The 15,410-nt window shown below is 39.9% G+C and carries 7 protein-coding genes; all 7 read left to right on the forward strand.

Going from position 1 to position 15,410, the window contains the following annotated elements:
* Positions 1-7: 7 nt before the first annotated feature.
* Entirely contained in the window at positions 8-1,738 is a 1,731-nt protein-coding gene (locus tag OCK74_RS06680; RefSeq protein ID WP_279296240.1) for a glycoside hydrolase family 2 protein, read from the forward strand.
* Positions 1,735-3,675, forward strand: a complete 1,941-nt coding sequence (locus OCK74_RS06685; RefSeq protein ID WP_279296241.1) for a peptide-N-glycosidase F-related protein — start codon at positions 1,735-1,737, stop codon at positions 3,673-3,675. The genes OCK74_RS06680 and OCK74_RS06685 overlap by 4 nt, the downstream gene beginning before the upstream one ends.
* A 49-nt stretch (positions 3,676-3,724) precedes the next feature.
* Positions 3,725-5,068, forward strand: a complete 1,344-nt coding sequence (locus OCK74_RS06690; protein ID WP_279296242.1) for an alpha-L-fucosidase — start codon at positions 3,725-3,727, stop codon at positions 5,066-5,068.
* Between the two features lie 508 nt (positions 5,069-5,576).
* Entirely contained in the window at positions 5,577-7,415 is a 1,839-nt protein-coding gene (locus OCK74_RS06695; protein WP_279296243.1) for a beta-N-acetylhexosaminidase, read from the forward strand.
* Positions 7,416-7,462: 47 nt separating this feature from the next.
* Entirely contained in the window at positions 7,463-9,673 is a 2,211-nt protein-coding gene (locus OCK74_RS06700) for an alpha-galactosidase (protein ID WP_279296244.1), read from the forward strand.
* Positions 9,674-9,728: 55 nt separating this feature from the next.
* Positions 9,729-11,921 carry a glycosyl hydrolase family 95 catalytic domain-containing protein gene (locus OCK74_RS06705; RefSeq protein WP_279296245.1) on the forward strand — a complete coding sequence of 731 codons (2,193 nt, stop codon included), beginning with the start codon at positions 9,729-9,731 and terminating at the stop codon, positions 11,919-11,921.
* 126 nt (positions 11,922-12,047) lie between these two features.
* The gene (locus tag OCK74_RS06710) at positions 12,048-15,398 is read left to right on the forward strand and encodes a hypothetical protein (protein WP_279296246.1); all 3,351 of its coding nucleotides are present in this window, start codon (positions 12,048-12,050) and stop codon (positions 15,396-15,398) included.
* Positions 15,399-15,410 lie beyond the last annotated feature (12 nt).

Below are 15,410 nucleotides of genomic sequence, written 5' to 3' on the forward strand. Positions count from 1 at the left end.
TGATAAAATGAGAACTGCTTTTTATATTTTAATCTGCATTGCAATTCATTTTTCTGTAATTGCACAGGAATATTCAATGCCTCTTAACAAAGGCTGGAAGTTCAAAGAAACCACATCTCAAGAATGGTTGCCTGCAATCATTCCTGGAACTGTACATACCGACTTACTCAAGAATAGACGTATCCATGATCCATTTTACAGGGATAATGAAAGTAAAGTGCAATGGGTTTCACAAAAGGATTGGGAGTACCAGGTAAGCTTTGATGTAGAAAAATCATTACTATCAAAGAAGCATTTGGAACTTGTTTTCGAAGGATTGGATACCTATGCGGATGTCTACTTGAATGATCGGCTAATTCTACAGGCAAATAATATGTTCAGGACCTGGGTGGTAGATGTAAAGCAATTTGTTAGGAATGAGAAAAACAGGTTGCTGGTACATTTTTACAGTGCCGAGCACAAGGTTGATTCGTTGGCTAAAGCTGCTCTTCCTTTGGTCCGTCCATCTGATAATAACAGGCATTATGTTAGAAAAGCTCAGTATCATTTTGGCTGGGACTGGGGCCCAAGATTAATTACTTGTGGCATCTGGCGTAATGTTAAATTGAAAGGGTGGGATTTGCCTGAAACAGAAAATGTATCATGGAAGAAGCCGTTGAATAATAAAATTGAACTGATTCAAAAGCCCGATAGTGTTGGCCGCTCGTTTTACTTTACAGTTAATGGGCAGCCTGTTTTTATGAAAGGCGCAAATTGGATACCTGCTGATGTATTTCTTCCTCGAGTGACGAAAGCAAAATACCGGGAGTTACTTGTTGCTGCAAAAGAAGCCAATATCAATATGTTGCGTGTATGGGGCGGTGGTATTTATGAAGATGATGCCTTTTATGATCAATGCGACAGTCTTGGGATAATGGTATGGCAGGACTTTATGTTCGCGGGTGCAATGTATCCGGGAGACGATGCCTTTATGGAAAATGTGAAGCAGGAGGTAATCGACAATATCAAGCGTTTGCGTCATCATCATTGTATAGTAGTATGGTGTGGGAATAATGAGATGGATGAGGCCTGGCATAACTGGGGGTGGCAGAAGCAGTTCAATATTTCGAAAGAGGATTCTACACTGTTATGGAATGATTATAAAAAGCTTTTTCAGGAAATGCTGCCCCAACTGGTGCAGGAATATGATGGAACTCGTCCCTATATTTCTACTTCACCAATGCATGGATGGGGGCGTAAGCAAAGCATGACAGAAGGAGACAGTCATTACTGGGGAGTATGGTGGGGACTGGAACCTATTGAGAAGTATAAAGAGAAGGTGCCCCGGTTTATGAGTGAGTATGGTATGCAGGCAATGCCCAATTGGGAAACGATCACAAGGTTTTCTTTGCCACAGGATTGGGATACATCATCTGTTGTCATGAAGGTACATCAAAAGCACCCGACTGGCTACAGAAATCTGGCAGTATACCTGGTGCAAAACGGGTATAAGCCTGCAACATTCAAAGCGTTTGTGGATGCTACACAGGATATACAGAAAAAGGCATTGGCTACTGCAATTACGGCTCATATGGATGCTGCACCATATTGCATGGGCACATTATTCTGGCAGTTTAACGATTGCTGGCCAGTAGCCAGTTGGAGTGTGGTCGATTATTATGGAAATAAGAAAAAAGCATATTACACTGTGAAGCAATTATTCAAACAACCAATTAAAAAGGATAAGTTACCTAAATGATTATTTTTAACGACTATAGATACTGGCAGTTCCTTATTCTTTTTACTTTTTTAATTTGTACGAGTAGAACCAGCAGTGCTGCAGATACACTGCATGTACAAACACATTACCAACAAACGGTTGTCACCGATCCTTCAAAAGGATTTAAAGTTTATAAAGCATGGGGAAAATTTCCAACAGCTGAAACACCCATCCGGAAAATAATCTTACGTCTTTTCTTAGGCTGTCCAGATGGCATGCGCTGTGCCGATTGGGATTATAATGATCACATCAAGATCCGCCGTACAGGAGGTGTTGGTGGTACTTCGCAGGACTATGAAATCGCTCGTATGCTCACACCATATGGAGGTGCTTTTAGTAAAGAATGGAATTTTAACTGGGAAGTGGATGTGACTGATTTTAGCATGTTGTTGCGTGACAGTGTTGAGATAGAATATAACCACACAGGCTATGAGCCCAATGAAGACCGGGGATGGAGCGTTACACTTGACTTTGAGATTATAAAAGGGCAACCTGCATGGCAGCCCATTAGCATTCAAAAAGTGTATGACGATACCTATCGTTATGGAGACGGTAATAATAATATTGAAAAAGCTTTGAAGCCGGTTGCATTCAAAGCTGACCCTCAGGCAGATTTCGCACGGTTGCGTGTTGTGCAAACTGGTCATGGAATGGATAAGCCGGATGGTTGCGGAGAATTTTGCAACAAATACCGTGAACTTTGGTATGATGGAAGATTATTGGAAACGAAAAATATCTGGAAACAATGTGGCGATAATCCATTATATCCGCAAGCTGGCACATGGGTTTATGACCGTGCAAACTGGTGTCCGGGAAATTTGATGTTACCTGATATTTATGATCTTAAAGTGAAAGCAGGCAATACGCATACTGTTGATATCAATATGCAGCCTTATGTTTCCCCCAACTCGAGTGCAGATGAAGTGATTTCTGCCTATCTTATTCAATACAAGAAAGCAATATCAGTTAATGATATTGCAATAGAGGATGTGATCAAGCCCTCTTTAAAACCTGTTTACAGGAGATTGAATCCTTCTGGCATTCAGCCGCAGATCGTAGTAAAGAATATTGGCAGAACAGACGTGAAGAGCATGCGTATTCAATATGGAACAAATGGTTTTGCCAAAAGAAGTTTTTACTGGAAAGGAACATTACCCGCAGGTGGAACTACTTCTATTATATTGCCCGGCATTATTGAAAGTAAAGCTGGACAAAATAATTTCGAAGCAGTTATTTCCCTGCCCAATGGGAAGCGGGATGCATTTCCGGCTGATAACAGGATAATTAGTCCTTTTGCAACAATGACAAAGCACGACAGTATGTTAGTTGTTTATTTGAAAACCAATAATCAGCCGTCGCAAAGTAGTTACATTATAACCAATAGTGAAGGGAAAGTTATTAGAGAAAAAGCATTTGGCTCTTTAAAAGAAAATACTATTTACTGTGATACTTTGCTATTACCCAAAGACCGGTATCAGTTTGTTTTGCTTGACTCGGCTGGTAACGGTTTAGAATTCTGGGCTAATCCCCGCGGTGGAAGTGGTAAAGCTCGTCTGCTGAATAGCAAAGGACAAATGATCAAAGATTTTGAATCTGATTTTGGTTCTTCCATTCAGTACAACTTTGAAGTAGGAACTCCTGCAACACCTATTGCCGCGCAAACTTCGTTCAGTTTGTATCCTACACGCACTAACGATAAAACCACCTTAGACTATTATGCTAACTTTCCGGATGATGTTGTAGTACGTTTGATTGCCGACCCTGGCGGTGACGTAATGGAAGAACATCATTATAAGCAATTGAAAGAAGGCACATTCACATACGATTTGAGCCGTTTTCCCAAGGGGCGTTTTTATTTGAGCGTTTTGATTGGTGGTGAAGAAAAATTTAAAAAACGAATCCGGTTGAAAGAATGAGGCTTAATAAAATAATATTCAATACAATAAATCCAAATCAAAATAAACCATGTTGAAAGAAAAGCTTTTTAAAGCAGTTTTGTTTATCTCGTCTTTTTGTTGCCTAACAACAGTTCAGGCGCAAACAAAAGTGAATCCTGATTCTATTCGCAACAAGATGCAATGGTTTGCCGATGCCAAGTTGGGCATTTTCATCCATTGGGGTATTTACGCAGTAAACGGTATCGATGAAAGTTGGAGTTTTCACAATAAAAAGATTTCTCATGCTGATTATATGAAGCAGATGAAGGGATTTACAGCTTCCCGATATAATCCTGAAGAGTGGGCTGCTCTAATCAAAGAAAGTGGCGCACGCTATGCGGTAATTACCACAAAGCATCATGATGGCGTGGCGCTCTGGCCAACCAAGGAAAAGCACTATAATGTTGTAAAGAACACGCCGGCGAAACGTGATCTGCTTACACCTTTTTACGCAGCTCTCAATAAACAGGGAATCAAGCGTGGAGCTTATTATTCTCTCATAGACTGGAGCTATCCGGATTATCCAGGTTTTCTTAAAGATAGTAACAGGTATAAAGTAGCTGATGAACCTCAGCGTTGGCAAAGGTTTCAGAAGTTTAATGAGAATCAAATAAATGAGATAAACGTAGCATTCAAACCTGATTTGTGGTGGTTTGATGGCGATTGGGAACATAGTGCGGAAGAATGGGATGCAGCCAACATCCGAAAAAGCATCTTAAGTCTTAAACCTGATGCTATCATTAATGGCCGTTTGCAGGGTTATGGAGATTATGATACACCTGAGCAAAACTTTCCGGTCACTAGGCCAAAGTTCAACTGGTGGGAGCTTTGTATGACCTCCAACAGCAGCTGGGGCTACCAGCCGAAGGATACAGCCTGGAAAACGCCCTATGAAGTGATCACCATATTTGCCGATGCGATTAGCAATGGTGGCAATTTGTTGTTGGATATAGGGCCAAAGGAGGATGGAACTATTCCGCCGCAACAGATTCATATCTTAAAAGAGTTAGGCAAGTGGAATCATAAACATGAGGAGGCTATCTTCAATACTTTAGGGGGAATGCCACAGGGACATTTTTATGGACCATCTACATTGTCCAAAGATTCATCAATACTTTATCTGTTTCTTCCCGGTAGGGTAAATGGTCAAGTTGTGGTAAAGGGTTTGAAGAATAAAATCAAAAATATAAGGGTAGTGGGCACATCTCAAACCTTGCAACATAAGATTGTAGGAAAGATCTCATGGAGTCCTGTACCCGGTTTGGTGTATATTAATGTTCCGCCTAGTGTACAGGATGAATATATGTCAGTGCTCGCAGTAGAACTTGATGGACCAATCAGTCTATACAAAGGGCAGGGTGGATTGAATTAGTATTGTAAAAAGAAAAATTGGTGTCTTTGTGCTGAAATGATGAGTTCTGTATAGAGGTTGTGAATAGTTATGACAAGTTTTCTTTTTATTCTTAAGAGGATAGTCCATATATGTCATCAATTACTCTATTGAAATTTTATTGTACCAAAATTACATTTGCAATGTAAGTTGCTAGGTACCAGTTTGTTTACAACTTCATTGTATTCGCCATTACCATTCATAACTTCAATACCGAACTCATCATTTTAAATTGATCTAAACAACGTTAATGATACCATCGTTCTACAAAGGAGACCTGATACACCAGAAGAAAATAATGAATGATCCAGGCAGAGGATAGACTTAAGTTTATGCTTCAATTATTTGCATTCTTTTTTGCGCAAACGATTGAATTGCAAAAGCTGTGTTTTCCTTTTTATGTTTAATGCGCCAATCCCTTTCAGTTTAAAATATACAATAATATAATATGTTGTTCCGATTCACACTTAAAAAAGTTTGCTTGTTGGCGATGGTTTTGATCTCACATCAGACTTTTGCGCAACTCAGTATTATTCCTAAACCTGCGGAAGTTATAATGCCATCCACTACAGGCTCGTTTGTATTAACACCACAAACTATTTTGATTGTAAGTCAGGCTAATCTGCAACCTTCGGCTGACTTCCTGAATGAATACCTGAAGCAACTTTATGGTTTTGGTTTAAAGACAAGTAAAAAGCCAATTGCCTCCAATGCTGTTTATCTAGGTTTGAAAAAAGATAAGGGAGCAAATGGAGAATACAGCATGGATGTTAATAAAGAAAGCATTTCCATTGAGGGAGCTGATGAAAGTGGTGTGTTCTATGGTATGCAAACTTTATTGCAATTAATGCCGGCTCAAAAAGATGCTTCACTTTCTATTCCTTTTGTACGCATCAACGATGCTCCTCGATATCAGTACCGTGGCATCATGCTCGATGTGAGCCGCCATTTCTTCCCGGTTGATTTTGTGAAAAAGTATATTGATTATGCTGCTTTTCATAAATTAAATCGTCTGCACTGGCATTTAACAGAAGACCAGGGCTGGCGAATTGAGATTAAAAAGTATCCTCAGCTTACACAGAAAGGAGCCTGGCGCAATGGAACCATTATTGGCAATTATCCGGGAACGGGCAATGACAATAAACGCTATGGCGGCTTTTATACCCAAAAGGAGATCAAGGATATCATACAATATGCTGCAAAGCGCTATATTACTATTGTACCTGAAATTGAAATGCCCGGTCATGCCTCTGCAGCCATTGCAGCATTCCCGTCTTTAAGTTGTTTTCCAGATGAGCCAACAAAGATTTTTAAGAACGCCTCTCAGGTAAGCCAGCAAAGTGGAGGTAAGAAAGTTCAGGAAACCTGGGGTGTTCACGATGATGTGTTCTGTGCAGGCAATGACAGTGTTTTCACTGTTTTGCAGGGGGTGCTGGATGAAGTAATGACTTTATTTCCTTCACAGTATATACACATTGGAGGTGATGAGTGTCCAAAGTCAAACTGGAAAAAATGTGCACGCTGTCAAAAAGTTATAAAAGACAATAACCTTAAAGATGAACATGAACTTCAGAGTTATTTCATTCAGCGAATAGAGAAATATATCAACAGCAAAGGCAAAACATTGGTAGGCTGGGATGAGATTCTGGAAGGAGGGTTGGCGCCAAATGCCGTGGTGATGAGCTGGCGGGGAGAAAAAGGCGGAATCGAAGCTGCGAAGCAAAGGCATGATGTCATCATGACTCCGAACTCGCATCTTTATTTCGATCATTTCCAGGGCAAGCCTTCTGATGAGCCTATGGCTATTGGAGGATACCTGACGTTGGAAAGAGTTTATTCCTACAACCCAACACCTGCTGCTTTAACAGCTGAAGAAGCTAAACATGTGCAGGGAGTTCAGGCTAACCTTTGGACAGAGTATATTCCTACAACTGAAAAAGTAGAATATATGACCATGCCTCGGCTTGCAGCTTTGTCTGAAGTGGCATGGACACGGCCGGAACTGAAAAATTGGGAAGATTTCAAGCAGCGAATGGAACAGCAGTATCAGCGCTATGATGCCAAAGGAATCAATTATGCAAAAAGCGTTTACAATGTGCGGCAAACTATAGTTTTGGAATCATCTGCTTCCAAGGCCACTGTAACGTTTGCAACCGATTCCTTTGCACCACAGATCTATTATACATTGGATGGGGCTGAGCCTAATACCAGTGCAAAACTGTACACAAAGCCGTTTGAACTGCGCAAATCTTCTATTATTAAGGCCGCTACATTCAAAGATGGCAAGCAAGTGGGAAAGACATCGGTGCAGCAGGTTGTGATCAACTAAGTTTACGTATGTTCTGATTTAATCACCTTCCGATCAAAAGAGTAAGAATGAAACAAAACATTTTAGCTTCTATTTTAAAAACTACATATGTAGCTTCATTTGTTTTCGTTGGTATAACTGTTAATGCCCAGAATAAAGCAAATGTAAAATTGGATTATGCATTAAAGGATGGAACTAAAAGTGATTGGCTTGTAGACCCAGTAGCGAAAAAGGCTACTATTTATACCGAAGGAAAAAATATTATTCTTGATAATGGATTGGTGAAAAGGGTATTCAGGCTTCAACCCAATGTTGCTTGTATCGATTATTTAAACCTATCTAATGGACAACAATTGCTGCGTGCGGTAAAGCCTGAAGCAAAGATCACAATTAATGGTAAAGAGTATAATATTGGGGGATTGCATGGGCAAAAGGAATTAGCTTATTTATTGCCAGAATGGGTGGATAAAATGGAAGCAGGAAAAGAGGATTTTGTGATGGTGAACCATAGCATTAGCGATATAAAACCCTTTATCAACTGGAAACGCAACACCTGGGCAATGAATAAAAAGCAGGCCACGGGTAAACAATTGATATTTGAATATGCATCCTCTTTGCCATCGCTCAAGGGAATAGTGGTCAAAGTTAATTATGAGTTGTACGATGGCATGCCATTGATCGTAAAATGGGTGTCAGTTGAAAATAAGAACAGCACTGCTTTTAAGCTGGATATGGTAGTAAATGAAGTCTTGGGACTTGTAGAGGAGGAAAGTGCCGTTGTAGGCAGTCCGGAGCAAATGAAAAAGCAGCATGGGATTTATATTGAAACCAATTATGCATTTAATAATGCCATGCGTTATGATATCAGCGACCAAACCACTCACTGGAAAATTGATCGAGACTATAGGTCGCAGGTAAACTATAATTATGAAACTCCTTGCCTGTTGGAAATTTATCCTGAAAAAGCACCAGGCATTGAACTTCAGCCTGGCGAAATATTTACATCTGTAAGGACGCACGAATTGTTAATGGATAGCTACGACCGTCAGCGCAGGGGCATGATGATCAGAAAGATGTACAGCACCATTGCACCCTGGACCACGCAGAACCCCATTTTCATGCACTTGGTAAGCCGCAATGATGATGAAGTGCGCAGGGCCGTTGATCAATGTGCTGCTACGGGATATGAAGCTGTGATCCTTAGTTTTGGCAGCCACTTAAATATGGAAGACAGTTCCGGCAAAAATATAGCACGCTGGAAAGACCTGGCTGATTATGCTCATAGCAAAGGAATTCAAATAGGTGGCTATTCTTTATTCAGCAGCCGCCGCATCAGCGATGAACATGATGTGATAGACCCTAAAACAGGAAAACCTGGTGGTGCTTTCTTTGGCCATGCACCCTGCTTTGGCAGTAAATGGGGGCTGGCATATCGTGATAAGATCAAGTATTTTTTTGCACAAACCGGGTTTAATATATGGGAAAATGATGGACCTTATCCGGGTGATGTATGTGCGTCCACTACGCACCCTGGCCATAAAGGTTTGGATGATTCACAATGGCGTCAGATCAATATACAGAAGGAACTGTATCATTGGTTGAATGAAAGGGGCGTCTATATAAATGCTCCTGACTGGTATTTCCTGGATGGCACGCATAAAATAGCTATTGGATACCGGGAAGTAAACTTTTCCTTGTCCCGGGAACAACAACGAATTCTTAATCGCCAGAACATCCATGATGGCACTATTGAAAAGACCGCCTCTATGAGTTGGGGCTTTGTTCCGCTTACCAAATATCAGGGCGGTGGTCCGGAAGCCGTTTTAGAGCCATTAAATGAGCACTTGAAAGATTACGAGCAATTGATGGTGCAATATTATGGAGCAGGTGTACAGGCTTGTTATCGCGGCCCCCGCTTGTATGACACTGATGCTACAAGGCAATTAGTGGCCAATACGATTAGTTGGTATAAAAAGTACAGGGAAATCCTGAATTCGGACATGATCCAGTTAAGACGTGCCGATGGACGGGATTGGGATGGATTGATTCATGTAAACCCGCAATTGAAGCAAAAGGGTTTTGTGATGTTGTATAATCCATTGAAAGAAAAAATCACAAGAACAATTAAGCTTCCATTGTATTATACAGGACTTACTACAGTAGCAACGCTGAAAGATAAGAATGGATCATTAAGGAAATATAACCTCGACAGGAATCATGAAATTGAATTAACCTTCGCAATTGAGCCGGAAAATTATACGTGGTATATAGTGGAATGATCTATAAGGTTTAGAGATTTCTATTCTTGAGATAAGTAAATAATAACTCAATTTAATGAAAGCCTTATTCTTTATTGCATCATTGGTTTGTGTTTTTATCGCTGAAGGCAAAGGGCAACCGAATGCATGGAAAAATGTCAGTAAGTACAAAAATACATGGAACAAGCCTCCAAGCCGCATTCCAAACAGATTTTCAGTAGATGCCCCCCTAATGGGAAATGGCGATATGATGGTGTGCACAGGCTTTGATGGAAAAATATTACGCTACTATATTTCGAAAAATGATTTTTGGCGATTGAAATCACAGGGTGACGGATTGTCTGGTCCCCGACTTGCAGGTTGTGTGGATATTGCAGTGAAAGGTTTTGACAGCAGTAGCTTTTCTGCGCAACAACTTTTGAGTAATGGGACCACAACCTGTTTCCTAAAAATAGACGACCGCGGTGTTGAGGTTAGTTCATGGGTAGCTGCTACAGAGAATATTTTATTTATAGAGATCTATGCTAAAAAGAAGGCTGTTGAAATTTCATTGGATTTATCAGCTCCGCAAAATAACCAGGCTCAGATTTCTAAAAGAAGCGGTCCTGTTTCATGGCTTACCAGGTCTTTTGAAGGTGATGTTGATATGTCAACTGGTGTGGCTATTGCTTTTAAAATCCTAGGACGTAATACAAACTCCACACTTCTGCAAAAAGGCAAGAAAGTCGTTATAGCGGTTGCTATAGAAAGTAAATTCAAAAAAGATAATCCTTTAAAATATGTTCAAGGTCATTTACAGACCATAACTCCCCATTACATAGATCAATTAAAAAAGAATCATGATGATTGGTGGAAGGATTATTGGTCAAAGTCATCAGTTACGCTTTCTGATACTCTTTTAGAAAAAGCCTGGTATCAAGGGCTATATACCATGGGCGCTTGCAGTCGTGATCCGCGTTTCCCTCCTGGATTATTTGGCTGGACCACTAATGACCAGCCTGGATGGAATGGTGATTATCATTTGAACTATAATTTTCAGGCTCCATTTTATTGCCTTGCTTCGGCTAACCGCCTGAAACAGGCAGCACCTCACGATGCCCCTCTGCTCGACTTTATTTCGAGGGGAGAATGGTATGCCAGAAAAGTTACAAATACCAGGGGTATTTTATATCCAGTAGGGATTGGACCTTTAGGAATCGAAGTCACCCGGAATTTTCCAAATGATCATTATAAGAATCATGGCGATATTGAATCGGGAGGATTATTTTTTGGTCAGCGGTCAAACGCTATTTATGGCCTGGTGAATATGGCTCAGTATTGGCGATGTACTTACGACTCAATTTATGGTGAGAAAATTTATCCTTATGTCTTTAATGTGGTAGCTTTTTGGGAGGATTACCTTAGATTGGAAAACAACAGGCTTGTAATTTATGGTGATGCTATACATGAAGGATCAGGAGCAAATAAAAACCCAATACTTACACTTGGCCTTCTTCGAAATGCATTGCAGTTAATAATAGACCTTAGTAAAGCATTGCAAAAAGATGAGCTCAAAAGAGATAAGTGGGAAAATATGCTGGTGCAATTAAGTACCTTTCCCATACAACAACGCAATGGAAAAAAAGTGTTCCGATATACCGAAGAAGGGGTTGACTGGTGGGACGGAAATGGTTTAGGTATCCAACATATTTACCCCGGCAACGTCATAACTCTGGACAGTGATCCTCAATTATTGGAAATATCAAAAAATACAATAGACCAGATGCAGCGCTGGCACGATGCAAACACCAGCAATAGTTTTTTTATGGCAGCGATTCGGGTAGGCTATGATCCTGAAAAAATTATACATGAACTCCGGAATTACAGTCTGCACACTTATCCCAATGGTTTTCAGTATGGAAACCCTCATGGAATTGAGAATAGTTGCACCGTTACCAATGCTGTGAATGAAATGCTGTGTATGAGTGTTGGAAATGTTATCCGGATCATGCAGGGATATCCTGTAAAATATGATGCACAATTCAGCAACATCAGGACTTGGGGTGCTTTTTTGGTTTCAGCCAAGCGAGTGTCTGGACATATTGGTCGGGTTACCATTATAAGCGAAATGGGAAATCCTTGTACAATTATGAACCCATGGGACAAACGTAAAGTGAAAATCATCAGAAATGGAAAAAAAGCTGAATTGCAGGAAGGGGAGAGGCTAACATTTAATACTTATAAAAATGAGACCATTGAATTAGAACCTCTCGAGCCAAACAATGGATAACAATATAGAGCTATTGAACATAGACTGCCGATAAACAGCCTGGATACTGCTTAATCAAACAGATTTGATAATTGAAGTAAAAAGTTAAACTATAGTATTCTTTCATATACAGTAAAATTCCAAAAAGTGAAACATCATATTGCTTCCGTAATAAAAAAGGTAGGTCTGTCCTTTCTGGTAAATTTTGTGTTGTGCCTGATGTCTTCAGCGCAATTACATGTTCCTTATTTGGGTCAGATACAATGGGTGAATGGTTATTCAAAAGAGATTAAAGGTGAAAATATCAGCTATTTTTCAGCATATCCTGATTATGCTACTACTGCACTGTTAACCCGTTGTACGGATGGTAACAAAATTATAGAATGGGAAACTGCCCCTGTTCCGAAAAACATCAAAGGGAAGTATGTTTATTTCAGTTGGGTTGCGGCCCATTCATCAGGCACAAGCAAGGGGAAACGGAATTTTGATCTTTATGTTAATGATAATAAGCTCTTGACTTTTACTACCTTACCTGACCATCAAATGCCCGACTGGACTGTAGCTACTCCTGACAGTTCAAGACTGGTATTTCAACAGACCAAAAGAGACGCGGCAAATGACGCTCATGGTCTGGCATTTCTGAGATTGCCAGTAAGTAGTGTAAAGCCAGGCCTTCCTGTTAAGATAAAAGTTGTTGGACAGGCTCAAAACAGCAATGACTGGTACATGACATTTAAATTTTCTTTTGAAGAAAAAGTCGATGTCAACCCGATGCCTTTTATTCTGAAAAATGGAAAACAACCAGTGGTTTTTACTGCATTACATTTTGGAAAAGACCAGCAGGTTCGAGTTCAGGTAAATCGCAAAGAAACTTTTGCATTTGTATTGAAAAATGGTGTGAATAGTTTTGATATACCCGTAAATGCTGTACAGAAGGATGATAGTGTATTGATACATGTTGCTGCAAACAATGTAATATTAGTGGATAAATATATTCAGTTAAAACCGGTTACTTATCGTGTTCTGAATTTTATACATCACTCACATACCGATATTGGTTATTCTCATCTTCAGCCGGAGGTACTTCAAATTCATATTAAGAATATAGATGATGCCTTGAGGATGATTGAAAAAACAAAAAATTTACCTACTGAAGCAAAGTTTAAATGGAATATAGAATCTATATGGGCCGTAGAAAATTATTTAAAGCAGGCATCTGCTACGCAAAAGGAAAAATTTATTAAAGCTGTAAAGGAAGGTAGTATCTGTTTGTCTGGCTTGTATGCCAATATTTTAACTGGTATCAGCGAACCTGAGGAAGTATTTCATTACACGGATTATGCAAATCAATTGCGAAAGGAATTTGGATTTAAGATCGAGAGTGCAATGATTTCAGATATTCCTGGTTATGCCTGGTCAACTGTAACTGGGCTCGTAAATGGTGGGATCAAATATTTTTCAAGTGGTCCTAATTTCATGGGTGAAAATCATCCTTATCTTGGCGACAGAGTTGGATATTTTGTAAAAACATGGGGTGATAAACCTGTGTGGTGGACATCACCATCCGGAGAAGAAAAAATCCTGTTCTGGACAGCTGGTAAAGGCTATTCTTCCTGGCATGGAACACCAGTTGGTGGCATATTCGATCGCGGACCTAAAAAAATTGCGGCCTATCTCAATGAATTGGCTGCAAAGAACTATCCTTATGAAATGGTTCAATGGAGGTATAATGTTGTTTCAGACAACGGTCCAATTGATACTGCCATTTCTGACTTCGTCGATCAATGGAATAAAAAATATGCTTCACCCAAAATAGTATTGAATACTACAGACAAACTTTTTGAGGAGTTTGAACAAAAATATGGAAGCAGCATTCCCGTTGTAAAAGGAGATATAACACCTTACTGGGAAGATGGTGCAGTCTCGACTGCATATGAAGAAGGTAAAAACAGAAGTAACAGTTTGCGTTTACAGCAATTGACAACATTATATTCGATTCTGGATCCCAAAAAATATAATGCATCTGCTTTTTATGAAGCCTGGAAAAATATTCTCCTTTTTCATGAGCACACATGGGGTGCACACAACAGTATTACACAACCCGATATTCCTTTTGTAACAGAACAGTGGCGTATTAAAAAGCAATTCATGCTGGACGCGGATGAAGAAATAAATTCGTTAGAAAATAGTTTATTGCAGCAAGTAACAAATCCTAAGTCGAAAAGAATTGCGGTCATTAATACGGCATCATGGATGCGCAATGAGCCGGTATTTATACCTGCAACCGTTAACGGAAAATCTGTAAAAGATGCAACAGGTAAAAAGCAGCCTCTGCAAAAGTTAACCGATGGAAGTTATGTATTCATGGCAGAACGTGTGCCTGCACTGGGGACAGCTATTTATACCATTACCGATGAGGAAGTGAAAGCAAATCAGACGAACTTTATGCTTACAGACAGTTCGGTTTCCAATGGTAAAATCAGTTTGCAATGGGATAAAAAAAATGGAAGTATCATCAAATTGGCTGATAATGGCGCATTCAATTATGCCGGTTCATACCAAAACCAGGGTTTAAACAGTTATTGGTATGTTCCAGGCTTAAATCCTTCTGAGGCCGAAACGAACAGCCAGGTTCAGGTGAAGGTTTTGGAAAAAGGACCTGTTGTTCTCACCATTGCGTTGATCAGTGAAGCTCCGGGTGTCAATCGATTAGAGAGAAGGATTTCAATTTTTGGAGGAAGTAACAATGTGTTGGTTTACAACATCGTTGATAAAAAAGCAATCAGGCAAAAAGAGGCAGTTCATTTTGGATTTCCATTCAATACTTCATTAAGCAAAGTATCATTGGATGCAGGTTATGGATCCATGCAATACCTATCAGATCAGTTACCTGGTTCAAACATGGATTATTTGTATGGCCGCCGCTGGTTGGACATCTCAAATACTGATAGAGGATTGCAGTGGATGCTGCTGGAAGCACCTCTGGTTGAACCGAATAATATGATCGATGAACGCCAAACGATCAACCAATCGCATAAAGAATGGAAAGTTGAAGGCAAACCGGCTACTACTTGGTTCAGCTATATTATGAACAATTACTGGCATACCAACTATAAAGCCGATCAGGATGGGATCAGTAGTTATCGATATATACTGAAGCCACATGGAGATTTCAGTTATAGTGAAAATGAAAAAGCCGGAACAGGATTCACTCAGCCGTTGTTGGCCTTGCCTGTTAAGGAGAATGCTTTATTTTTTGACGGGTTATTTGAGTTGACGAATACACACATTGTTGTTACAAGTGTGACACCTCAGGATGATGGTGGGTTTATGATCAGACTTTACAATCCTGAAAATACAGCGGGACAAACAGGCTTCACCTGGAAGAAAATGAAGCCATCTTACTTAATGAACATGAAAACAGGTAATAAAGTTCAAAAGTCAGAAAACATTACTTTAGCAGGAATGGGTGTGATGGAGATTAAAATTGTTCAATAGCAGATGAATAAT

The organism is Paraflavisolibacter caeni, assembly GCF_025628885.1.
Lineage (GTDB): Bacteria > Bacteroidota > Bacteroidia > Chitinophagales > Chitinophagaceae > Flavisolibacter > Flavisolibacter caeni.

Bases quoted from the DNA above. Each gene is read 5' to 3' on its own strand.
- OCK74_RS06700 (WP_279296244.1), top strand. From the start codon at position 7,463: ATGAAACAAAACATTTTAGCTTCTATTTTAAAAACTACATATGTAGCT.
- OCK74_RS06690 (WP_279296242.1), top strand. From the start codon at position 3,725: ATGTTGAAAGAAAAGCTTTTTAAAGCAGTTTTGTTTATCTCGTCTTTT.
- OCK74_RS06680 (WP_279296240.1), top strand. From the start codon at position 8: ATGAGAACTGCTTTTTATATTTTAATCTGCATTGCAATTCATTTTTCT.
- OCK74_RS06695 (WP_279296243.1), top strand. From the start codon at position 5,577: ATGGTTTTGATCTCACATCAGACTTTTGCGCAACTCAGTATTATTCCT.
- OCK74_RS06685 (WP_279296241.1), top strand. From the start codon at position 1,735: ATGATTATTTTTAACGACTATAGATACTGGCAGTTCCTTATTCTTTTT.
- OCK74_RS06705 (WP_279296245.1), top strand. From the start codon at position 9,729: ATGAAAGCCTTATTCTTTATTGCATCATTGGTTTGTGTTTTTATCGCT.